This is a genomic window from Actinomadura sp. HBU206391, from assembly GCF_014323665.1.
In the GTDB taxonomy this organism is placed as follows: Bacteria; Actinomycetota; Actinomycetes; order Streptosporangiales; family Streptosporangiaceae; genus Actinomadura_C.
This window is the reverse complement of record NZ_JABVEB010000003.1, coordinates 1-20,652: the sequence shown is the minus strand read 5'-3', so window position 1 is coordinate 20,652 and position 20,652 is coordinate 1. Positions and strand designations below refer to the sequence as shown.

The 20,652-nt window shown below is 69.0% G+C and carries 19 protein-coding genes and 1 pseudogene; 13 read left to right on the top strand and 7 right to left on the bottom strand.

Annotated features, from left to right (window positions below; all coding sequences use genetic code 11):
- Window positions 1–172: 172 nt before the first annotated feature.
- Window positions 173–327 (top strand): annotated as a pseudogene (locus HKK72_RS41985) (family 1 glycosylhydrolase).
- On the opposite strand, the gene HKK72_RS02940 reads toward HKK72_RS41985, so the two are convergent.
- The 4 genes from HKK72_RS02940 to HKK72_RS02925 form a co-directional block, all read right to left on the bottom strand.
- Window positions 311–1,480, bottom strand: a complete 1,170-nt coding sequence (locus HKK72_RS02940; protein ID WP_187232647.1) for an RNA polymerase sigma factor — start codon at window positions 1,478–1,480, stop codon at window positions 311–313. The pseudogene HKK72_RS41985 and the gene HKK72_RS02940 overlap by 17 nt on opposite strands.
- A 50-nt stretch (window positions 1,481–1,530) precedes the next feature.
- Entirely contained in the window at window positions 1,531–1,881 is a 351-nt protein-coding gene (locus tag HKK72_RS02935; RefSeq protein WP_187232646.1) for a YciI family protein, read from the bottom strand.
- Window positions 1,881–2,621: an SRPBCC domain-containing protein gene (locus HKK72_RS02930; RefSeq protein WP_222720262.1), complete on the bottom strand. Its 741-nt coding sequence runs from the start codon at window positions 2,619–2,621 to the stop codon at window positions 1,881–1,883. The genes HKK72_RS02935 and HKK72_RS02930 overlap by 1 nt, the downstream gene beginning before the upstream one ends.
- Window positions 2,622–2,737: 116 nt before the next feature.
- A protein-coding gene (locus tag HKK72_RS02925) for an IS5 family transposase (protein ID WP_222720261.1) occupies window positions 2,738–3,629 on the bottom strand; the annotation gives its coding sequence in 2 pieces (ribosomal slippage) (window positions 2,738–3,286 and window positions 3,288–3,629; 891 coding nt in all).
- A gap of 392 nt (window positions 3,630–4,021) precedes the next feature.
- On the opposite strand from HKK72_RS02925, the gene HKK72_RS02920 reads away from it, so the two are divergent.
- The 12 genes from HKK72_RS02920 (at window position 4,022) to HKK72_RS02865 (ending at window position 17,773) form a co-directional block, all read left to right on the top strand.
- Window positions 4,022–5,095 carry a hypothetical protein gene (locus tag HKK72_RS02920; protein ID WP_187232645.1) on the top strand — a complete coding sequence of 358 codons (1,074 nt, stop codon included), beginning with the start codon at window positions 4,022–4,024 and terminating at the stop codon, window positions 5,093–5,095.
- 655 nt (window positions 5,096–5,750) lie between these two features.
- Window positions 5,751–6,803, top strand: a complete 1,053-nt coding sequence (locus tag HKK72_RS02915; RefSeq protein WP_315987041.1) for a BMP family ABC transporter substrate-binding protein — start codon at window positions 5,751–5,753, stop codon at window positions 6,801–6,803.
- 100 nt (window positions 6,804–6,903) lie between these two features.
- Window positions 6,904–8,445 (top strand): ABC transporter ATP-binding protein, encoded by a 1,542-nt coding sequence (locus HKK72_RS02910; RefSeq protein ID WP_187232644.1) that lies wholly within the window; start codon window positions 6,904–6,906, stop codon window positions 8,443–8,445.
- On the top strand, window positions 8,442–9,557 hold the full coding sequence (locus tag HKK72_RS02905) for an ABC transporter permease (RefSeq protein ID WP_187232643.1): 1,116 nt from the start codon (window positions 8,442–8,444) through the stop codon (window positions 9,555–9,557). Before HKK72_RS02910 ends, HKK72_RS02905 begins: the two co-directional genes overlap by 4 nt.
- 80 nt (window positions 9,558–9,637) lie before the next feature.
- Window positions 9,638–10,825, top strand: coding sequence for an ABC transporter permease (locus HKK72_RS02900; protein ID WP_187232751.1), 1,188 nt, complete (start codon window positions 9,638–9,640; stop codon window positions 10,823–10,825).
- A gap of 85 nt (window positions 10,826–10,910) precedes the next feature.
- Window positions 10,911–11,342, top strand: coding sequence for a cytidine deaminase (locus HKK72_RS02895; RefSeq protein ID WP_187232642.1), 432 nt, complete (start codon window positions 10,911–10,913; stop codon window positions 11,340–11,342).
- Window positions 11,342–12,619: a thymidine phosphorylase gene (locus HKK72_RS02890; protein ID WP_187232641.1), complete on the top strand. Its 1,278-nt coding sequence runs from the start codon at window positions 11,342–11,344 to the stop codon at window positions 12,617–12,619. The genes HKK72_RS02895 and HKK72_RS02890 overlap by 1 nt, the downstream gene beginning before the upstream one ends.
- Window positions 12,620–12,682: 63 nt before the next feature.
- Window positions 12,683–13,777 (top strand): adenosine deaminase, encoded by a 1,095-nt coding sequence (locus tag HKK72_RS02885; RefSeq protein ID WP_187232640.1) that lies wholly within the window; start codon window positions 12,683–12,685, stop codon window positions 13,775–13,777.
- The gene (locus HKK72_RS02880) at window positions 13,774–14,457 is read left to right on the top strand and encodes a PH domain-containing protein (RefSeq protein ID WP_187232639.1); all 684 of its coding nucleotides are present in this window, start codon (window positions 13,774–13,776) and stop codon (window positions 14,455–14,457) included. Before HKK72_RS02885 ends, HKK72_RS02880 begins: the two co-directional genes overlap by 4 nt.
- Window positions 14,458–14,670: 213 nt before the next feature.
- Entirely contained in the window at window positions 14,671–15,198 is a 528-nt protein-coding gene (locus HKK72_RS02875; protein WP_187232638.1) for a PadR family transcriptional regulator, read from the top strand.
- On the top strand, window positions 15,195–15,941 hold the full coding sequence (locus HKK72_RS02870; RefSeq protein WP_315987040.1) for an ABC transporter ATP-binding protein: 747 nt from the start codon (window positions 15,195–15,197) through the stop codon (window positions 15,939–15,941). The genes HKK72_RS02875 and HKK72_RS02870 overlap by 4 nt, the downstream gene beginning before the upstream one ends.
- A gap of 5 nt (window positions 15,942–15,946) precedes the next feature.
- On the top strand, window positions 15,947–17,773 hold the full coding sequence (locus HKK72_RS02865; RefSeq protein ID WP_187232637.1) for an FtsX-like permease family protein: 1,827 nt from the start codon (window positions 15,947–15,949) through the stop codon (window positions 17,771–17,773).
- A gap of 60 nt (window positions 17,774–17,833) precedes the next feature.
- Here HKK72_RS02865 and bla read toward each other — a convergent pair whose 3' ends face one another.
- From bla to HKK72_RS02850, 3 genes are all read right to left on the bottom strand, one after another.
- Entirely contained in the window at window positions 17,834–18,844 is a 1,011-nt protein-coding gene (gene bla, locus HKK72_RS02860; protein WP_187232636.1) for a class A beta-lactamase, read from the bottom strand.
- Window positions 18,845–18,996: 152 nt separating this feature from the next.
- A complete protein-coding gene (locus HKK72_RS02855; RefSeq protein WP_187232635.1) occupies window positions 18,997–19,659 on the bottom strand; it encodes a class F sortase in 663 nt (220 codons plus the stop codon).
- Window positions 19,643–20,290 carry a hypothetical protein gene (locus tag HKK72_RS02850; RefSeq protein WP_187232634.1) on the bottom strand — a complete coding sequence of 216 codons (648 nt, stop codon included), beginning with the start codon at window positions 20,288–20,290 and terminating at the stop codon, window positions 19,643–19,645. Before HKK72_RS02850 ends, HKK72_RS02855 begins: the two co-directional genes overlap by 17 nt.
- Between the last annotated feature and the right edge of the window lie 362 nt (window positions 20,291–20,652).

Here is a 20,652-nt window from a genome sequence, read left to right as displayed (position 1 = left end):
CTGCTCCGGCTGACGAACGAGTAGAGAGCGTCGGCGATCTACGTCACCGAGTGCGGCTCGGCGTTCCCCGACGAGGTCCGGCCGGACGGTTCCATCGAGGATCACGAGCGCGCCGAGCACCTTGAGGCGCACGTACGCGCCTGCGCGCGGGCCCCGCGGCGCGGGCGCGCCGGTGCGCGGGTACTTCGCCTGGTCGCTCCTTGACAACTTCGAGTGGGCGTACGGCTACGACAGCGCTTCGGGCTCGTCCACGTCGACTTCGCCACCCAGGCCCGCACCGTCAAGGCCAGCGGCCGCCGCTACGCGGAGATCATCCGGTCGACCTGAGGCGTTCGGTTAGGAACTCCTGCTCGGCGGCGTTGCCGCTGAGCGTCAGCGCCGCCTGGTACGCCTCGGCCGCCTCCGCGTCGCGGCCGAGGCGGTGCAGGAGGTCCGCCTTTGTCGCGGGCAGGTAGCGGTAGCCGGCCAGGCGTCCGTCGCGTTCGAGCGCATCGATCTCGGCCAGCGCGGCCTCCGGCCCGGCGACCATGGACACCGCGACCGCGCGGTTGAGCGCGACGACGGGCGACGGCCAGATACGCAACAACTCGTCATATAGCGTGTGGATCTGCGGCCAGTCGGTCTCCGCGTAGCTCGGGGCCTGCGCGTGCAGGGCGGCGATCGCGGCCTGCAGCGTGAAGCGCCCGGGCGGGCCCGCGGTGAGCGCGGCGACCACGAGCCGGTCGGCCTCGGCGATCAGCTCGCGGTCCCACGCGGAGCGATCCTGCTCCTCGAGGCGCAGCAGCCGGCCGTGCGCGTCGGTGCGCGTGTCACGGCGCGCGTGGTGGACGAGCAGCAGCGCCAGCAGCCCGACGGCCTCGCGGTCGGCCGGCAGCAGCAGGCGCAGCATCCGCGCCAGGTCGAGCGCGCGATCGGTGAGCTCGTCGCGGACGAGGTTCTCGCCCGAGTGCGCGGTGTGCCCGGTGGAGTAGAGCAGGTGGATGACGGTCAGCACCGCGTCGACCCGCTCGGGCAGATCCTCCGCGGGCGGCACGGCGTATGGGATGCGCGCGACGGTGATCTTCTTCTTGGCGCGCGTGATGCGGGCGGCCATCGTCGGCTCGGTGACGAGGAACGCCTGGGCGACGTCCGGCGTCGCCACGCCGCACACCAGCCGTAGCGTGAGCGCGATCTGCGCCTCCCGCGCCAGGGCCGGGTGACAGCAGGTGAAGATGAGCCGTAGGCGGTCGTCGGTGATCGTTTCGGGCTCGGGCATCTCCGTGTCCTCGGGTTCCGACAGCAGCGGCAGCTTGGCCTGGAGCGTCTGCCGCCGGCGCATCGCGTTGAGCGCGCCGCGTCGCGCGACCGTCGTCAGCCACGCGCCGGGCCGCTCGGGCACCCCGTCCCGGGCCCAGGCCCGCAACGCCTGGACGTACGCGTCCTGCACGGCCTCCTCGGCGGCGTCGAGATCGTGCGTCACGCGTACCGTCGCGGCGAGCACGTACGCCCACTCGCGACGGTGCGCGTCGGCGACCGCCTCTTCGACGGTGCTCAGCTCGTCTCCATGACCTCGAAGCCGAGCAGCGGCCTGACCTCGACGCCGCCGTTCACGATCGGCGTCAGCCTGGCCAGTGCCAGAGCGTGGTCGAGGTCGCGTGCCTCGATCACGAAGACTCCGGCCAGCGCCTCCTTGGTTTCGATGAACGGACCGTCCGTCACCAGGTCGTCCCGGATGGCGGTCGCCGTCTCGGTCGGTTCGAGCGCCATCCCGGCGATGATCCGGCCGCCCTGCTCGGCGATCCGCTCGGGCAGCCGCCCGTGGGCCTCCATGACCTCCGGTGGGATGTCGGCCACGCCGCCGGGCGTCTCACGTTCGAAGATCAGCACTGCGTACTGGGCCATCACACCACCGCCTCGGTCGCGAAGACGCCGTCCAGCCATGCGCTCCAGGCCTGCTTGCTCGCCGTCTCGTCGGCGCGGTCGGCGAACAGGTGGTGCGCCACGCCGACCGGTGAACCCCACGCGTCGCGGCCGTAGAAGCGGTACAGCGCGTCGGCGCTGCGCACGCCGAGGAACGCGTGTGTCGCGTAATCGACAGTTCCCTCGATCGGCTCCAGGTCCGACGGCGTCAACACCACCTGGTCACCGACGGTTACGTCCTCGGCCACACCCAGGGCCCGGCGCAGCGCCGCGAAACCACCGTGGAGGGAGGCCTCGGACGCCGTGGCGGCGACGTAGGCCGCATCGCGCCCGGAGAAATGGCGCAGGTACTCGCCGAGTGAGTGGTAGTAGAACGCAGTGTGCTGTCGGCAGGCGTCCAGCTGCCGGTCGTAGTCCTCGGCCATCACGCCGCGGTGCACGAAGAGCAGGTGCGTGCCCGCCCCGCTCGGCTCGAGGCGGTAATCGAGTTGGTTGAAGTCGTCATCGCCGCGCAGGGCACGCGTGGTGAAATGCCGCGGCGGATCCCATACGGTCACCGTACCCCCGATCGACGTTAGACCCCGCTCGGCTCCGCCGACCCGCGGCTCGTACTCGATCTTCCAGTACCACCCGGTGGTGTGGACGGTGAACGCGTCCCAGACTTCCTGCGGGCTCGCGGGCAGCTCGCCCTCCCACCGCACCTCGAACTGCTCGGCCATCATGCCTCCGTCGTTAGCTGTCCCAGACCGCTACTGGCGGCCCCTTCATCATTGACGACACGCGGGGCCGGCCGAAATCGACAGTGGCGAGAAAGGTCTTCTAGGCAGCTTCCTGTGGATCACGTGGCTGGGTCGCGGAGCCAGATCCGGATCGAGGCGACGTCGATGGTGCCCTGGTAGATGCGTTCTCTCTTGTCGTAGCGGGTGGCCACGGCCCGGAATGCCTTGAGCTTGTTGATGCAGCGTTCGACGGTGTTGCGTTCCTTATAGCGCTCGGCGTCAAAGGACGGTGGCCGGCCTCCGGCCGAGCCGCGGTTACGCCGGTGCTGCTTCTGGTCTTCCTTGATGGGAATCACAGCTTGGATGCCGCGTCGGCGCAGGTAGGCACGGTTCGCGGCCGAGGAGTAGGCCTTGTCGGCCATCGCGGCGCCGGGCGTACGCCTTGGCCGGCCCAGGCCGCGGCGGATGATGCGGATCTGCTCCATCAACGGGATGAACCTCGGGGAGTCGCCGTGCTGACCAGGGCTGGTCAACCTGGCGATCGGACGGCACCGCCGGTCGGCCACCAGATGAATCTTGGTCGTCCACCCGCCCCGGGACCTCCCCAGCGCCTCCCGCCCGGATTTGTTGTCATTCGGTCCCGCCCCCTGTGGGGTCGTCAGCGGCCGGAGCCCGCCGGGCTCCGGCTGCGTGCTGGTGCGCACGGTTGAAGGTCGAGTCAGCGCTGACCGTCCAGTCCTTGCCCTCGGCCTCGTCACAGCCAGTCCGCAGCCCGTCCAGGATCTGAGCCCAGGTGCCATCCAATGACCAGCGCCGATGCCGGTTGTAGACGGTCTTCCAGTTGCCATACATCGGCGGCAGATCCCGCCAGGAGATGCCCGCCCGGGTGCGAAAGAACACCCCGTTGATCACCATCCGATGTTCCCTCCACCGGCCACCCTGGCGCGGATTCGCAGGCAACAACGGCGCCAGCCGCTCCCACTCCGCATCGGTCAGATCATGCCGCTTCAAACGTTCCTCATCCACAAAAGTGATTTATCAGACCACACCCGCCAAGATCCACGGGACGCTGCCTAGTACTCAGGCCGCATCGCAAGCTCGGGTGACACCGCAATCGCACGAGTGCGAAACGGTGCTGACCGCGGTCGGGCCGGTCGGGATCGAGGTGCCACGGGATCGCAAGCGCGACTTCGGTTCCGCCGGGCCACCCGTCGGCGCGGGTACTTCCCCTCCGAGCAGGCCGCCCGCAAAGTGCGGGACGGTTTCGGGCGGACTCCCGAGCAAAATAGGTCGGCCGGTTTCTGAGACCAGGTCTGTTCTTGCCCCGGTACGGCCCAGCCTGGGCCCGGTTTCGGGTCTTTAGGCCCTATGTGCTTCGAGTCGAGCTGAAATATCGTGCGGCCATGCAATTTGCCATTCGTGCGCAAAGCGCAAGAAATTCGAAGTACGACGGTGAAAAGGGTGAAGGGGCGGCGTCGTATCTCGGCGTGGTGTGTCTCATCGCCGCTGTCACCACCGGTGTAATTCACACTGGCGCAGGAGAAGCCGTCGCCTCAAGTGTCAAGAGGGCTGTCTGTGGCGTCGCTGGAGGCAATTGTCAGCCCGCCGAGGCCCAGGCGGCTCGTCCCGCAGGCAATGGCGATCCCGCTGCGCCTGGGATGTCGAGCCGACGACGGCCCGGCGCTCAGGGATTCTCGGCAGGGGATGCCGTTTCGCTTCCTCCGGTCCCAGACGACAACTCCAGCGACACGTACAAAGCGCAGAGCGAGGACGAGGCCGCCTTCAAGGCGAGGAGTCCGATCGGGCAACTAGAATATGATTGGCTTCGCAGTAAAGGTTACAAGGTGACGTGGAAGTCCGGAGAGGGCACTACTAATACATATGCCCCGGAATCCAAGGCGGGCATCGAGGCGGCGAAAAAGGCTTATAAGGGCTTCGACCTGGACCCCTCCAAGGGGCGAGGGAGGTTTGGGAAGACAATCAATCTAGATCCCAAAACCCCCGCTGCTGACCGGTATCATATGTATGATCAATGGGTTGCCGAGCATACCGGCGTGGAGGTTTACAATCCGAAGGAAAGTCCGAAGGGGATGAGTTTTAAGCAATATGTTGCATCCCAAACCGAGTTTGCGGCCATGGCGGAGTCCAGGCGACTTGAATTCCGCAAGGGAGCTAAGAATCTCCGGTCGGGCGAATCGGATGCCGTGAAGTCCTATTTTGACGATGGTAGCAGTTCTTTTTCTCTTTATGAGAGAGCCTATGATAAGGCGGTCAATGCGGCTGTCGCGAAAAGCGTTAGACTGAAGCAGGGCAGGCCGAATGCGGCTCAGCTGCACAAGATCGGTGCGGCGGCGGGAAGGAAGAGAATTCTCGAGCTATGGAAAAACACCTACGATGCCGATCTCGATAAGCGGAGATGGGTGGAGGAGAACCGGCCAGAGCTCTGCTACGTAAACGATTGCTCGCCCAACCCTTGACAGGGTGCCGTAGGTGCGGCACCCCCTACCGGGTGCGGTAAGAGAGCTCCCGGCGGGCATCGGCGAACCATCCACGGCGTCCTGCCCGGTCGGGTCAACAGAGATGAAGAGCACGCGACGGGAGATCTTGGAGATCCGGCCCGCGCAGCCGACGTACCGGTGCCACGCCGCCCCGGAGGCCAGCTCCCGGGCGCGCCGACGTCGTGAACCGGGCTCGAAAAAGTGCGCGTGTTGCGAAGGCGAACGTAAATAACAGCTTTATCACGGTGCCGGGTGTCACTTAATCACCTCGATGCCGACCTTTTTTTGATCCTGCGAATCGGCGCGTGATAACAGGCTTCTGTGCGCAGTTTCGGGAGGCCGCATTCGCCGGATCGCAGGGCGTCGGCGGGAAGATCGCGCGGCCGGCGGCCCGGCGTGCTGCGGCGGGGCTCGCCGAGCACGTATCCGGACCTTGCCTGACCGTCCGTCAGCACCGACCGAAATGATCTCTGCGGGGCGTCTGACCAGTGGCGATGCGGTTACCCTTTGGTAACGGACTCGTTGCGAAAATGTACGACGGTTTGGACGCACCCGGACCTAGCGAGTAACGTCCGATCGATTTCGTGCTGAACCGGCACTTTATCCCTTGACTGGGAACGGAAGGAGCGCGTCCGTGCGCCGTGGACTCAAGACGACCCTCGTCATGCTGACGGGGGCCGCCCTCACGCTGAGCGCCGGGGCCTGTGGTGGCAAGAAGGCCACCACAGGCGGCGACGACAGCGGCCAGGGAGCCAAGAAGACCGTCAAGGTCGGGCTGGCCTACGACATCGGCGGGCGTGGTGACAAGTCGTTCAACGACGCCGCCTTCGCGGGTCTCGACCGGGTCAAGCAGAACCTGAACCTCGAGATCAAGGACATCGAGGCCACCAAGGGCGAGACCGACAACGACAAGATCCAGCGGCTCGACCTGCTGGCCAAGTCGGGCTACAACCCGGTCGTCGCCGTCGGGTTCGCCTACGCCGGCGCGCTCGGCAAGGTGGCCCCCAAGTACCCGAACACGAAGTTCGCCATCGTCGACGACGCCTCGGTGAAGGCCCCCAACGTCACGAGCCTGCTGTTCGCGGAGGAGCAGGGCTCCTACCTCGTGGGCGCCGCCGCCGCGCAGAAGTCCAAGACCGGCAAGATCGGCTTCATCGGCGGCGTGGACACTCCGCTGATCAAGAAGTTCGAGGCGGGCTACGTGGCCGGGGCCAAGAAGGTCAAGCCGGACATCAAGATCGACGTCAAGTACATCTCGCGGGGCACGGACTTCTCCGGCTTCTCCGACCCGGCCAAGGGCAAGACCATCGCCGAGGGCGAGTACGACGGCGGGGCCGACGTGGTCTACCACGCCGCCGGCCTCTCCGGCGTGGGCCTGTTCCAGGCCGCCGCGGCCAAGAAGAAGTTCGCGATCGGCGTCGACTCGGATCAGTACCAGACTGCCGAGCCCGACCAGAAGCCGTACATCATCACCTCGATGCTCAAGCGGGTCGACACCGCCGTCTACAACTTCGTCGAGGACACCAGCAAGGGCACCGTGAAGTCCGGGCCGGTCACCTTCGACCTGAAGAACCAGGGCATCGACTACTCCAAGGCCAACACCGAGGCCATCACGGACCTGCAGGCCAAGTTGGACGAGCTCAAGCAGGAGATCATCGACGGAAAGGTCACCGTTCCCGTCAAGTGACGGTCACGTCACGACGGTGAACCTGGTCTGAACGTGCCGGGCCGGGCCCGGGGAGGGACCATCAGGCCCCTCCCCGGGCCCGTTTCCTAGGAGAGCAGGGATGTCCACGACAAAGGAGCCGGTGGTCGCCGCGCCCGCGTTCGAGTTGCGCGGCATCACCAAGCGCTTCCCGGGGGTCGTCGCCAACCACGACATCGACCTCAGGGTCTCGGCCGGCACGGTGCACGCCATCGTGGGTGAGAACGGCGCAGGCAAGTCCACCCTGATGAAGATCCTCTACGGGATGCTGCGGCCGGACGAGGGCGCGATCAGCGTCGGGGGCGAGCAGGTCGCGTTCGGCTCGCCGTCCGACGCCATCGCCCGTGGCATCGGCATGGTGCACCAGCACTTCATGCTCGCCGACAATCTCACCGTGCTCGAGAACATCGTCCTCGGCGCCGAGAAGCTGCACGGCATCGGCGGCAAGGCACGCCGCCGGATCGACGAACTGGCGAAGAAGTACGGCCTCCAGGTCGAGCCGGGACGGCTGGTCGAGGAGCTCGGCGTCGGCGACCGGCAGCGGGTCGAGATCCTGAAGGTCCTCTACCGCGGTGCCCGGATCCTCATCCTCGACGAACCGACCGCCGTGCTCGTTCCCCAGGAGGTCGAGGAGCTCTTCGACAACCTGCGTGAGCTGAAGCGCGAGGGACTCACGGTCATCTTCATCTCGCACAAACTCGACGAGGTCCTGTCGGTCGCCGACGAGATCAGCGTCATCCGGCGCGGCACGACGGTCGCCAAGTGCATCGACCCCCAGACCGTCAGCGCACGCGGGCTCGCCCAGCTCATGGTGGGCAGTGAGCTACCGGTGCCGGAACTGCGGGAGTCGACGGTCACCGACCGGCCGGCGCTCGAGCTCGCCTCGCTGACCGTCCGGGACGGATCGGGCCGGGCCCTGGTCGACGACGTCTCGCTGACCATCCACCATGGCGAGATCCTCGGCATCGCGGGGGTCGAGGGCAACGGCCAGGCCGAGCTGGTCGAGGCGATCATGGGGATGCGCACGCCCGACTCCGGCTCCATCGTCCTCGACGGACAGGACATCGGCGCCTGGCCGACCCGCCGGCGCCGCGAGAGCGGCATCGGCTTCATCCCCGAGGACCGGCACCGGCACGGGCTGCTGCTCGAGTCGGCGCTGTGGGAGAACCGCATCCTCGGCCACCAGACCGAACGCCCCAACGCCAAGGGCTTCTGGATCGACCGCTCCGGCGCCCGCGCCGACACGCGGCGGATCGTCGAGGACTACGACGTCCGTACGCCCGGGATCGACGTGATCGCCGCCTCGCTGTCCGGCGGCAACCAGCAGAAGCTCATCGTGGGCCGGGAGATGTCCGGGAAGCCGAAACTGCTCATCGCCTCGCACCCGACCCGCGGGGTCGACGTCGGGGCCCAGGCGGCGATCTGGGAGCATCTTCGGCGGGCGCGCGCGGAAGGCCTCGCGGTGCTGCTGATCTCCGCCGACCTGGACGAACTGATCGGCATGTCCGACACCCTGCGGGTGATCCTGCGGGGCCGGATCGTCGCCGAGGCGGACCCGGCCTCCGTCACCCCGGAGCAGCTCGGCTCGGCGATGACCGGAGCGTCACCGGAGGGGGACCGATGAAGAGACTGCGCACCTCCCCGCTGGCGCTGACGGTCGTCGCCGCCGTCGTGGCGCTGGTGTTCTCCGTGCTCATCACCTCGGTGGTCCTGTCCATCAGCGGCTTCAATCCGCCGTCGGTCTTCCAGGCGATGATCGACTTCGGTCTGGAGCCGGACAGCGTCGTCAACACCCTGAACCGGGCGTCCACGTACTACCTGGCGGCCATCGCGGTGGCGATCGGGTTCCGGATGAACCTGTTCAACATCGGTGTGGACGGGCAGTACCGGCTCGGGGCCATGATGGCGGCGGCGATCGGCGGTGCGTTCGCGCTGCCGCCCGTGATCCACCAGACCGTGATCATCTTGGTGGCCATGGCGGTCGGCGGCATGTGGGCCGGCATCGCCGGCCTGCTCAAGGTGACCCGGGGCGTCAGCGAGGTCATCTCGACCATCATGCTGAACTTCATCGCCACCGGGATCGTCGCGTTCCTGCTGAACGAGGACCGGCTCGCCGTCCAGACGGCGGGCAGCAACAACATCGGCACCGAGCCGATCGACCCCTCCGGCCGGGTCGCCGGGATCCACTACCCCGGCGCCAGCCTGCAGATCTACGGCCTCGTGCTGCTCGCCGTCGCCGTGGGCGTGGCCTTCCACGTCATCATCAACCGGACCCGCTTCGGATTCGACCTGCGGGCGACCGGCCTGTCGTCGAGCGCGGCCGTGGCCGGAGGGGTCGACGCCCGCCGCATGGTCGTGGTCGCGATGGTGATGTCGGGCATGGCGGCCGGCCTGATCGGCATGCCGCAACTGCTCGGCTCGTCCTACTCCTACGGCCTCGACTTCCCGGGCGGGCTCGGCTTCATCGGCATCGGCATCGCGCTGCTCGGCCGCAACCACCCGGTCGGCATCGCGTTCGCCGCCCTGCTCTGGGCGTTTCTGGACCAGTCCTCGCAGATCCTCGAGTTCAACGACATCCCCAAGGAGATCGTGGCCATCACGCAGGCGGCCGTCCTGCTGTCGGTCGTGGTCGTGTACGAGATCGTCCGGCGGCTCGGCCTGCGGTGGCAGCAACAGGCGGTCGCCGCCGAACTGGCCGCCAGAGCGGCGGACCGTCCGAAGGAGGTGGCGGCGTGACCACCGTCCAGGAGGCGACGCCGGTCAAGGGGAGCCCGCCCGGCTCGACGCGGCGGAATCCGGCCGTACGGCTGCTGATCATGCTTGGCGGTGTCTTCTGCGCGCTGGTGCTGCTGAGGGTCATCACCGGTGAGACCGAGATCACCTCGAGCGCCTCGGTCGGGACCACGCTCGCCCTGGGCATCCCGATCGGCATGGCCGCACTCGGCGGGCTGTGGGCCGAACGCGCGGGTGTGGTCAACATCGGCCTCGAAGGCATGATGATCTTCGGTACGTGGGGCGCGGCCTTCGGCGCGTACTTCTCCGGCAATCCCTGGATGGGCCTGCTCATGGGCATCACCATGGGCGCGCTCGGAGGGCTGCTGCACTCGGTCGCCACGGTGACCTTCGGCGTCGACCACATCGTCTCGGGCGTGGCGATCAACATCCTGGCGCCCGGCGCGGCCCGCTACCTGTCCACGCTGTTCTTCGTGGACGAGAGGGGCGGCGGCGCGACCCAATCGCCAGCGCTGCCCCAGTTCCCCAAGATCAGCGTGCCGGGCATCGGCGGCCCGCTCGGCGACCTCGAGCAGCATCACTGGTTCTTCGTCTCCGACCTCGCCGGGCTGGTGCGCGGCCTCACCACGGACCTGTCCGCGCTCACGGTCATCGCGATCGCGCTGATCCCGCTGACCTGGTTCCTGCTGTGGCGCACCGCGTTCGGCCTGCGCATCCGGTCCTGCGGGGAGAACCCGTACGCCGCGGAGTCGCTCGGCGTCCGGGTCTACACCATGAAGTACGTCGCGGTGATCATCTCCGGCGGTCTGGCCGGCATCGGCGGCGTCTTCCTCGCGATGGTCGGCTCGGCGCAGTACCAGGAGGGGCAGACCGGCGGGCGCGGTTTCATCGGCCTGGCAGCCATGATCTTCGGTAACTGGCGGCCCGGCGGGCTCGCCCTCGGCACCGGGCTGTTCGGCTACACCGACGCGCTGCAGCAGCGCGGCGCGACCGGCGCGGTGCACGCGCTGCTCCTGGTCGTGGCCGTGCTCCTGTTCGCCTATGCCGTCTGGGTGCTGCTGCCGGCCCGCCGCCGGGTCTACCACGCGCTCTTCGCGCTGGTGTCGGGCGGGGCACTGCTCTTCTGGTACCTCGCGACCGACGAGTTGCCGAAGGAGATCGTCACCTACAGCCCGCACATCACGACGCTGCTGGTGCTGTCGCTGGCCTCGCAACGGCTGCGCATGCCCGCCGCCGACGGCCTGGTCTACCGTCGTGGCGAGGGCCACTGACCAGGCCCGTCGACGAGCCCGATTGACTGATGGGCATCGGCTGAGCGCCATCGACGAGGGGCCACCGGCCCCCTGGGGGAGTTTCATGAGCGAGATCGATTGGCCCGGGCTGCGGGCCGCCGCCCGGGCGGCGATGCGGCGGGCGTACGCGCCGTACTCCGGTTATCCGGTGGGGGCGGCGGCACTGGTGGACGACGGCCGCGTCGTGACCGGCTGCAACGTGGAGAACGCGTCGTACGGTCTCGGCCTGTGCGCCGAGTGCAGCCTCGTCTCCGACCTGCACGGGGCGGGCAAGCCGGCCGCGGACACCGGCGGAGGCCTGCCGCGGCTCGTCGCGCTGTCGGTGGTCAAGGGCGACGGTGAGCCGGTCATGCCGTGCGGCCGGTGCCGCCAGGTGCTGTGGGAGCACGGGGGCCCTGACCTGCTGGTGGAGACCGCCCGGGGCATCGTGCCCATGTCGGAGGTGCTGCCGGACGCCTTCGGCCCGGGCGACCTCGACCGGTGGAAGGACCGCTGATGGACGTCATCGACGTCATCCTCACCAAGCGCGACGGCGGGCGGCTGTCGGCCGAGCAGATCGACTGGGTCGTCGACGCCTACACCCGCGGGGTCGTGGCCGAGGAGCAGATGTCCGCGCTCGCGATGGCGATCCTGCTCAACGGCATGACCCGGGCCGAGGTCACGGCCTGGACCGAGGCCATGATCCGCTCCGGCGAGCGGATGGACTGGTCGGGTCTCGACCGGCCGACCACCGACAAGCACTCGACCGGTGGCGTGGGGGACAAGATCACGCTGCCGCTGGCGCCGGCGGTGGCCGCCTGCGGCGCCGCGGTTCCGCAGCTGTCCGGCCGCGGGCTCGGTCACACGGGCGGCACGCTGGACAAGCTGGAGTCGATTCCGGGCTGGCGCGCCTCGCTGACGGTCGAGGAGATGCTCGGCGTGCTGCGGAGCGCGGGCGCCGTCGTCTGCGCGGCGGGCACCGGGCTGGCCCCCGCCGACCGCAAGCTGTACGCGCTGCGCGACGTCACCGGCACGGTGGAGTCGATCCCGCTCATCGCCTCGTCCATCATGTCGAAGAAGATCGCCGAGGGCACCGGGGCGCTGGTGCTGGACGTCAAGGTCGGCTCCGGGGCCTTTATGAAGACCACCGACGACGCCAGGCGCTTGGCCGAGACCATGGTGGCGATCGGCGGCGACCACGGGGTGCGCACGGTCGCGCTGCTCACCGCGATGGACCGCCCGCTCGGCCGGGCCGTGGGCAACGCGATCGAGGTGGCCGAGTCGGTCGAGGTGCTCAGCGGCGGCGGCCCCGAGGACGTCGTGGAGCTGACCGTGACGCTGGCCCGCGAGATGCTCGCCGGGGCGGGCCTCGGCGGCGGCAAGGACCCGGCCGACGCGCTGCGCGACGGCTCCGCCATGGACGTGTGGCGTCGCATGATCTCGGCGCAGGGCGGCGATCCGGACGCGAAGTTGCCCGTCGCCGCTGAGACCCACGAGGTCACGAGCTCCGCCACCGGGGTGCTCACCCGGCTCGACGCCTACAGCGTCGGCCTGGCCGCCTGGCGGCTCGGCGCCGGGCGCGCCCGCAAGGAGGACCCCGTCTCGTTCGGAGCCGGCGTCGTGTGCCACGCCAAGCCCGGCGACCAGGTCACCGCCGGGCAGCCGCTGCTGACCCTGCACGCCGACGACGCGGGCCGGTTCGAGCGCGCGCTGCAGGCCCTGGACGGTGCCGTGGAGATCAGTGAAGACGGAGCTCCGGAGCTCCTCCCGCTCATCATCGACCGCGTCGGCTGAGCAGCCGCTTCGGCCGTCCTGCCGTGGTCACCGCGGCGCGCGCCAGGAGGGTAACGTTCGAGTGTGACGATTCAGCCGACCCTAGACGATATCCGTCGCGCACCGAAGGTTCTGCTGCACGACCACCTTGACGGGGGGCTGCGGCCGGACACCATCGTCGATCTCGCGCGCGAGTCCGGATACGACGCGCTGCCCTCCACCGAGGCCGACGGCCTCCGCTCCTGGTTCGCCGAGGCGTCCGACTCCGGGTCGCTCGAACGTTATCTCGAGACGTTCACGCACACCGTCGGCGTGATGCAGTCGGCCGAGGCGCTAGAGCGGGTGGCGTACGAGTGCGCCGAGGATCTGGCCGAGGACGGCATCGTCTACGCCGAGGTGCGCTACGCCCCGGAGCAGCACACCGAGGGCGGGCTCACGCTGGAGCAGGTCGTCGAGGCCGTCCTGCGCGGTTTCGCCGAAGCCGGGCGGCGGCACGGCATCCGGGTCGGTACCCTGCTCACCGCCATGCGCCACCAGGCTCGCAGTCGTGAGATCGCCGAGCTCTCGGTGCGTTACCGCGACGCGGGCGTGGTGGGCTTCGACATCGCCGGGGCCGAGGCCGGTTATCCGCCTACCCGGCATCTGGACGCGTTCGAGTACCTGCAGCGCGAGAACGCCCATTTCACCATCCACGCCGGTGAGGCGTTCGGCCTGCCGTCGATCTGGCAGGCGATCCAGTGGTGCGGTGCCGACCGCCTCGGGCACGGCGTGCGCATCGTCGATGACATCACCGAGCGCGAGACGGAGGTGCCGCAGCTGGGCCGGCTGGCCGCCTACGTACGCGACAAGCGGATCCCGCTCGAGATGTGCCCGACGTCCAACATCCAGACCGGCGCGGCGAAGTCGATCGCCGAGCACCCGATCGGCCTGCTGCGCCGCCTGTACTTCCGGGTCACCGTCAACACCGACAACCGGCTGATGAGCGGCACGAGCCTGTCGGAGGAGTTCGCCAAGCTCGCCGAGGCCTTCGACTACGGCTGGGACGACCTGCAGTGGTTCACCGTCAACGCCATGAAGTCGGCCTTCATCAGCTTCGACGAGCGCCTCGAGCTCATCAACGGCGTCATCAAGCCCGGCTTCGCCCAGCTCAAGTGGCGCGGAGATCGGCCGGTCGGGTGAGTGCGACGAAACGGGCGGGCGAGGCCCCTCAGGGAGACGAGCGTGCGGCGGGCATGAAGCCGAAGGTGTTCCGCTCCCTGGGTGCGCGGGTGGCCGGCTGGGCGTGGATGGTGCTCGCCGCCGCCAATCTGATCGACATCGCCGTCCGCGGCCGTGACCTGGCCGCGCTGATCGCGGCGGCCGTGCTGCTGACCGGATGCGGTCTTGCCTACATGCTCGGGCTGCGCCCCGCCATTGTTGCCGACGAGGCCGGGGTATGGCTGCGCAACCCGCTGAAGGACGTACGCATCCCCTGGCCGGCGCTCCAGCAGATCGACGTCGGCGGGGCCCTGCGCTTCCGCTGCGTCGTGGACGGAGAGCCGTGGCAGGCCAAGGCGTGGGTGCTGCAGACCTCGCCCCGTGCCCAGGCGCGGGCTCGGGCACGGGAGAGCCGTCGGCCTGACCCGGCGGTGCCGGCAGCGCTCGCCGAACACCTCGAGGGGCGCACGCCCGCCGACTTCGCGGCCGAGCAGCTGACCGAGCTCGCCGTCGCGCACGGCGGCGGTAAGCGCGCGGGAAAGGCCCGACGCGGCGAGACGGCGGCACGGCCGTCGGTGAGCTGGTCGATTCCCACGATCGTGGCCGTCGCCGTGCCCGGAGCCGTTCTCGTCGCCTTGGGCCTGGTCGGTTCCCTCACCTAGTACTTCAACGGCACTCGGCGTGTCGGCTGTGTCGCCGTCGATGGTGTCCGTGACGACATCCGTGCCTCTGCGGTGGACCGGTTGGGGCATACCGGTCAGTCGTGCCGCGCCTGCTTCGCCGGCCGCGGCGGTTCCTGCAATTGGTTCCGCGCAGGCTTGCCAGCGGCAGGGATAACCGTTAGACATAGTGGCTAACGGTTATAGGAGGGCCCGATGCAGCAGGAAGTGGTGCTGGCGATGCTGGCCAAGGAGCCCTCGCACGGCTACCAACTGCGCGCGCGGCTGCGCGACGCGCTCGGCCCTCTCGGTGGCGCGATGAACGCCGGGCAGGTCTACGTCACGCTGACCCGGCTGGAAAAGGCCGGCCTGTTAGCGGTCGAGAGGTCTGCCGATGGCGCCGACCGGTCGGATCGCAAGGTGTACGCGCTCACCCCCAAAGGCCAACAGCGAGTCGCCGAATGGATCGCCGAGGTGAGTTGGCCGAGATCCGACCTCGCGGAGTTCCATCTCAAGCTGATCGCGGCCGCGGCGGCCGGGCTGGCCGACCCGCTCACCATCGTCGACACCCAGCGCCGCGAGCTGCTGCGCCGGCTGCGTGACGCCCAGCGCGCCGCAATGGCCGAGCCGGACCGCTCGGACGCGGCGCTGTTGCTGGAGGGCATCGTGCTCCGGCTTCAGGCGGACCTGCGCTGGCTCGAGGCATGTGAGAAGAACTGGACCCATCGAAGGAGTGGATCGTGAGCAACGCCGCCGATACGCCCGTGCTCCGCGCCCGCGGGTTGCGAAAGGAGTACGGCAAGGGGGAAGGGCTGGCGCGCGCCGTCGATGGGGTAGATCTCGACATCGGCGCGGGAGAGACGGTGGCGGTGATGGGGCCCAGCGGCTGCGGGAAGTCCACGCTGCTGCACCTGCTCGGGGGGCTGGACCGGCCCTCGGGTGGAGAGGTGTCGCTGAACGGCCGTCGCATCGACGACATAGGTGAGAGTGCCCTGGCCCGGATGCGACGCACCGATGTCGGCTTCGTCTTCCAGTCCTTTCATCTGATGGAAGAACTCACCGCCGTGGAGAACGTCGAGCTGTCGGCGCTGCTGGCCGGTCGTTCGCCGTGGGCCGCCAGGCGGCGAGCCGTGGACCTGCTGGAGCAGATCGGGCTCGCCGACCGGGCGGGTTTTCTGCCCTCCGCGCTGTCCGGTGGCCAGCGGCAGCGGGTCGCGGTCGCCCGGGCGTTGAGCAACGAACCGCTGGTCGTTTTCGCCGACGAACCGACCGGAAATCTGGACAGCGCCGCCACCCTGGATGTCCTCCAGCTCCTCGACGGCCTGCACGAGTCCGGTCAGACGCTGGTCATCGTCACCCACGACGCGCGGATCGCGGCCACCGCAGACCGGATGATCTCGATGCGCGACGGCGCGTTCGTGGACGAGACCAGGTTGACCGGTGGCACCACCGGGCAGCTCGGCGCCCTTGCCGGGCTGGAGGACTGAGGGGGATGGGCCGCATCCTGCTCGTGGGCCGCCTCGCCGTGCGTGACCTCCGGCGGCGCCGCACCGAGGCCGTGCTCCTGCTGCTCGCCATCATGGCGGCCACCACGACGTTGACGCTCGGGCTCGTCCTGCGCGACGCGGCCGGCGACCCGTACCAGAGCACCCGGGCGGCGACCAACGGCCCCGACGTGGTCGCCAGCGTCGGCCGGCCCGCGAAGCTTTCCGGCCTCGAGAAACTGGCCGACGATCCCCGCGTCATCGACCACAGCGGACCGTACCCGGTTACCCCCGCGAAACTTCAGGCATCCGGGCGAACGTCAGATGTGCAGGCCGTGGGGCGCGACGCCGCGCCCGCGTCGGTCGATCGGCCCGAGCTGATGCAGGGCGGCTGGGTCAGCGATGGCGGTGTGGTGGTCGAGGCCGCGTTCGCCAACGCGCTCGATGTGCGCGTCGGTGATCCGGTCACCCTGGACGGCCGGTCGTTCGAAGTCGTCGGCGTTGCGGTCACCGCCGCCATGCCGCCCTATCCGGGGACGTCCTGCATTGTCCCCTGCATGAGCGGCGCAATTCCCGACGATCCGCCCGCCGGATTGCCGCCGGGGTTGTTGCGAAATCCCGGCCTGGTCTGGCTCACCCAGTCGGATGTGCGGAGCCTCACCCCGGATCCAGACTCCCTGGCCTACGTGATGAACCTGAAGCTGGCCGCCCCGGATGAGGCCCAGGCGTTCGTCAACGCGAACCACGGCGAACCTGGCGGCGCTACGCCTATGCAGCCCTGGGAGAACATCCTCGAAGACGCCACCGAGCTGGCCAGAGACTCCCAGATCCTTCTGCTGATCGGAGCCTGGCTGCTCGGTCTGCTCGCCGTGGCCGGTCTCTCGGTGCTGGTCGGCGGCCGGATGGCCGATCAGACCAGACGCGTCGGGCTCCTTAAAGCAGTCGGCGGCACACCGAGCCTGGTCGCTGCCGTGCTGCTCGCGGAGTATGTCCTCGTGGCCATCGTCGCGGCCGCGGCCGGGTTGGCGGTCGGATCGCTGACCGCTCCGTTGCTCACCGAGTCCAGTGCCGGCCTCGTCGGCAGCGCGGGCACGCCGTCGATGACCATGTCCACGGTCGGTTTGGTGACCGCCGTGGCACTCGGAGTCGCGGTGGTCGCGACCGTCGTTCCGGCCGTGCGCGCTGCCCGCTCCAGCACCGTCAACGCGCTGGCCGACTCGCCACGCCCACCCCGCCGCATCGGTTGGCTGATCGCGATCTCGGCGCGACTGCCCGTCCCGCTGCTTCTCGCCCTGCGGGTCGCCGCCCGCCGGCCGCGACGGGTCGTACTGGGTGTGGTCAGTATCGCGATCACGGTCAGCGGGATCTACGTCCTACTGGTACTCAACGCCTTCCTCACGACCCAACCACTCACCGGCGGATATGACGATGCTCAGGTGGAGGTCCTGCGCCACGTGCTGCTCGTCTGGACGGTCATACTGCTCTCTCTGGCGGCGGTCAACGCCACCGTCATCACCTGGGCGACGGTGCTCGACAACCGGCATTCGTCGGCGCTGGCGCGCGCCCTCGGCGCAACCCCTCGTGAAGTGAGTGCGGCACTGGCGGCCGCGCAGGTGCTGCCCGCGCTCGTCGGCGCCATCTTGGGCGTCTTCCCGGGAGGCTTCGCACTGTTCGCCGCAATAAACGCGATCACTGGCGGCGACAGCGACAGGGCCACGCTCCCCTCGCTCTGGCAGCTGCTCGCCCTGGTGCTGGCAACCGTGCTCGTGGTGGCGGCGCTCACCTCTGTTCCCGCCCGCCTGGGCGGCCGCCGTCCCGTGACCGAGACTCTCTGAGAGACCGTGGTCTTGGTGGTGGATGTGGCGGGCAGCGAGTGACGGTCTGCCGCCGGCGTATCAGGTGAGGGTGGAGGCCACGTACGCCGCGGCCTCGGCGATGAGCTCCTCTTTCGGCTGAGCGTCATGCCCGGAGCGGTCGGACATGATCGCCAGGACGAGTGGTGCGGTCTTCGGCGGCCATACGACGGCGATGTCGTTGGCTCTCCCGTAGTTGCCGGTTCCGGTCTTGTGGGCGACCGTCCACCCCTTGGGAAGTCCCGCCCGGATGCGTTTCGCGCCCGTGGTGCTGCGTTCGAGCCAATCCTTCAGCAGGGCCCGTTTCGCCGCGGGCAGCGCGTTGCCGAGCACGAGTCTCTGATAGGAGCCGGCGATGGCGCGGGGAGTGGTGGTGTCGCGTGGATCTCCCGGACGATCGCTGTTCAGCTCGGGTTCGAACTGGTCCATCCGGCTGACGGCGTCACCTATGCCACGCAGGTATGCGGTCAGCTGCGCCGGTCCGCCGATGTCGCGCATCAGCAGGTTGCCGGCCGTCCCGTCGCTGTACCGGACGGCGGCATCGCAGAGCTGCCGGATGGTCATCCCGGTCGCCACATGGTTCTTGGTGATCGGCGAGATGGAGTCGACATCGGCCGCGGTGAAGGTGACGACCTTGTCCAGGTGGCTCAGCGGGTTCCGGTGCAGGACCGCCGCCGCCGCGAGCGTCTTGAAGGTCGAACAGAAAGCGAAACGGTGGTCCGCGCGGTAGGCGAGGGTCGCGCCCGTGCCGGTGGCCAGAGCATGGACACCCAGACGTGCGTCGTATTCACGTTCAAGCGCTCTGAGCCGAGAGGTGTCCTGCGGCCCGGCGGGACGACCACTCGTCGCCGAGGGCGACGCGGCGCGGCGACCACGCGAGGCCGAGGGCGGCGCAGCGGGACGTTCGCCGGCCCCGCATCCGGCCAACGGCAGGAGCACCCCCGCCGTCAACAGGGCGCGGCGGGTAGGACCGGATGACTGAGATGAGACCAAGAAGCATCCCTCGGCGAACGAGACGCGGGTGATGTGAGCCACGTCGGTGACCGTGCTCATGAAGCACAGGTGGCGCTCAGCATACGGGTGGCCCGCACGGGCGCGGGACGTCCGAACTCGCCGGCATCCGGCATCCGGCGCCCGACGACCCGGCTCCCCGGCGTACCGGCCGCGTCTCTACTGGACGCCCCTTTACCGGGGCGTCCGCCCGGTCACCCGGGCGTGGCCGAGATGAGGCGGGAATAGGCGATCACATTGTCGGTGTAGTGCCGGGTCTGTGAATTGAAGCTTCCTCCACAGGTGACCAGGCGCAGACTCGAATAGTCGATGTCCTCGCCATAAACCCGCTCAGTCGGGAATCGGGATTTAGCGACCTTCTCCAGGCGCTGCACCGAGAATGTGGCGACGGATCCGTCTTTCCTGGTCACCTCGATGCGGTCGCCGCGCCGCAGATCCTTGAGCCGGTAGAACACGGCCGCCTTCCTGTGCGCGTCGACGTGCCCGAGGATGACGGACGGTCCGAGCTCGCCCGGAGCCGGCCCCTTCTCGTACCACCCGGCCAGGTTTGGGCGGTCGAGTGGCGGCTCCTCGACCTTGCCATCGGGGCGCAGCCCGAGCCTCGAAACGGGAGCGGAGACGCCGATCCTGGAGATCCGGAGGGAGACCGGCGGCGAGCGGTGCATCAGGTCGCCGGTCAGCCGCTCGGCCGCCGGTCCTGACGAGCTGCCGGCCGCGGCCGGAGTCCTGACCGGCTCTCCTCCGTCGGCACCGCACGCGGCCGACGCCAGGCCGGCGAGCAGTGCGGCGGCCGCCACGCCCAGGGCGTGGCGGCCGGCGGCCTGTCGGTTGCGGCGCAACTCAGGACTGCTCTTCATGGGACTCGCGGCGGCGCAGGGCCAGCACGCCGAGGGCGGCGGCACCGGCCAGGGCGACGGCGGAGCCACCGGCCAGCAGCGGCACGAGAGCGCCGCCGTCCGGGCGGGAGTAGGTGCCGTCGCCGGTGTCCGGGGCGCCACTCGGGAGCGTCACGGTCGAACCGCCCGGCCGCACCGTGTCACCCCCTGCACTGTTGGTATAGGTCACGTAGCCATAGCCCTCACAGGACACCTTCAGCGTCGCGACCCGAGGGATGGTCGTCTTGAACTTGCCCGTGCCGGTGAAGGTGTCCTCGCCCGTCGAGGCGAAGCGCGGATCCGCGACGAACGCGTTCGACGTGGCCGTCACGCTCGTCGGGCAGATCACCTTGATGGTGAGGCTGCCGCCAGGGGTGATCTTGTTGGTGGAGAGGGTGACCTTGTCGAAGCCGAACTCGAACTCCGGCTCGGTGGGGGTCGGAGTGGGGGTGGGCGTCGGGGTCGGCGTCGGCGTCGGCGTGGGAGTCGGCGTCGGGGTCGGCTCGTCGGTCTGGGTCGAGTCCGGGGTCTGCGTCACGGTCGCGAACGCAGGTGCTGCGCTGCCGAACAGCACAAGCCCCAGGGCCACACACGGCACGGCAATCCGCTTCATGGGCATGAATATCCTTTCTCTGCCATGATCGGTTTTGCGGGGTTCGCGGGGTGATTTCGATCCCTTACGTCACTGAGACGCGCGAAAGCCGGGCCCGGTTGACGTACGCCGGTTGGCGAAATTAACGCGAATAAATGATCAAGCGCCAATGATCGAAAAGGCGAATCATCCCGGTTCGCCGGGCGTCGTACGGGAACTCGCCACAGCGTCAGGCCGACCTCAGCCTCGGTCCCAGCCAAGGCTGCAGCGCCGATCTCAGCACAGCGTCCGCCCGGCCTCAGCCCGGTCCCAGCCGAGGCTGCAGCGCCGATCTCAGCCTCGGCCTCGGTTTCGGCCGGGGACCGGGCGGATTCTTCCGCGGT

Excerpts from the sequence above, each read along its gene's own strand:
- HKK72_RS02935 (WP_187232646.1), bottom strand. The coding sequence starts at position 1,881 with ATGGCCCAGTACGCAGTGCTGATCTTCGAACGTGAGACGCCCGGCGGC.
- HKK72_RS02930 (WP_222720262.1), bottom strand. The coding sequence starts at position 2,621 with ATGATGGCCGAGCAGTTCGAGGTGCGGTGGGAGGGCGAGCTGCCCGCG.
- HKK72_RS02920 (WP_187232645.1), top strand. The coding sequence starts at position 4,022 with ATGCAATTTGCCATTCGTGCGCAAAGCGCAAGAAATTCGAAGTACGAC.
- HKK72_RS02910 (WP_187232644.1), top strand. The coding sequence starts at position 6,904 with ATGTCCACGACAAAGGAGCCGGTGGTCGCCGCGCCCGCGTTCGAGTTG.
- HKK72_RS02905 (WP_187232643.1), top strand. The coding sequence starts at position 8,442 with ATGAAGAGACTGCGCACCTCCCCGCTGGCGCTGACGGTCGTCGCCGCC.
- HKK72_RS02900 (WP_187232751.1), top strand. The coding sequence starts at position 9,638 with ATGCTTGGCGGTGTCTTCTGCGCGCTGGTGCTGCTGAGGGTCATCACC.
- HKK72_RS02895 (WP_187232642.1), top strand. The coding sequence starts at position 10,911 with ATGAGCGAGATCGATTGGCCCGGGCTGCGGGCCGCCGCCCGGGCGGCG.
- HKK72_RS02890 (WP_187232641.1), top strand. The coding sequence starts at position 11,342 with ATGGACGTCATCGACGTCATCCTCACCAAGCGCGACGGCGGGCGGCTG.
- HKK72_RS02875 (WP_187232638.1), top strand. The coding sequence starts at position 14,671 with ATGCAGCAGGAAGTGGTGCTGGCGATGCTGGCCAAGGAGCCCTCGCAC.
- HKK72_RS02865 (WP_187232637.1), top strand. The coding sequence starts at position 15,947 with ATGGGCCGCATCCTGCTCGTGGGCCGCCTCGCCGTGCGTGACCTCCGG.
- bla (WP_187232636.1), bottom strand. The coding sequence starts at position 18,844 with ATGAGCACGGTCACCGACGTGGCTCACATCACCCGCGTCTCGTTCGCC.
- HKK72_RS02855 (WP_187232635.1), bottom strand. The coding sequence starts at position 19,659 with ATGAAGAGCAGTCCTGAGTTGCGCCGCAACCGACAGGCCGCCGGCCGC.
- HKK72_RS02850 (WP_187232634.1), bottom strand. The coding sequence starts at position 20,290 with ATGAAGCGGATTGCCGTGCCGTGTGTGGCCCTGGGGCTTGTGCTGTTC.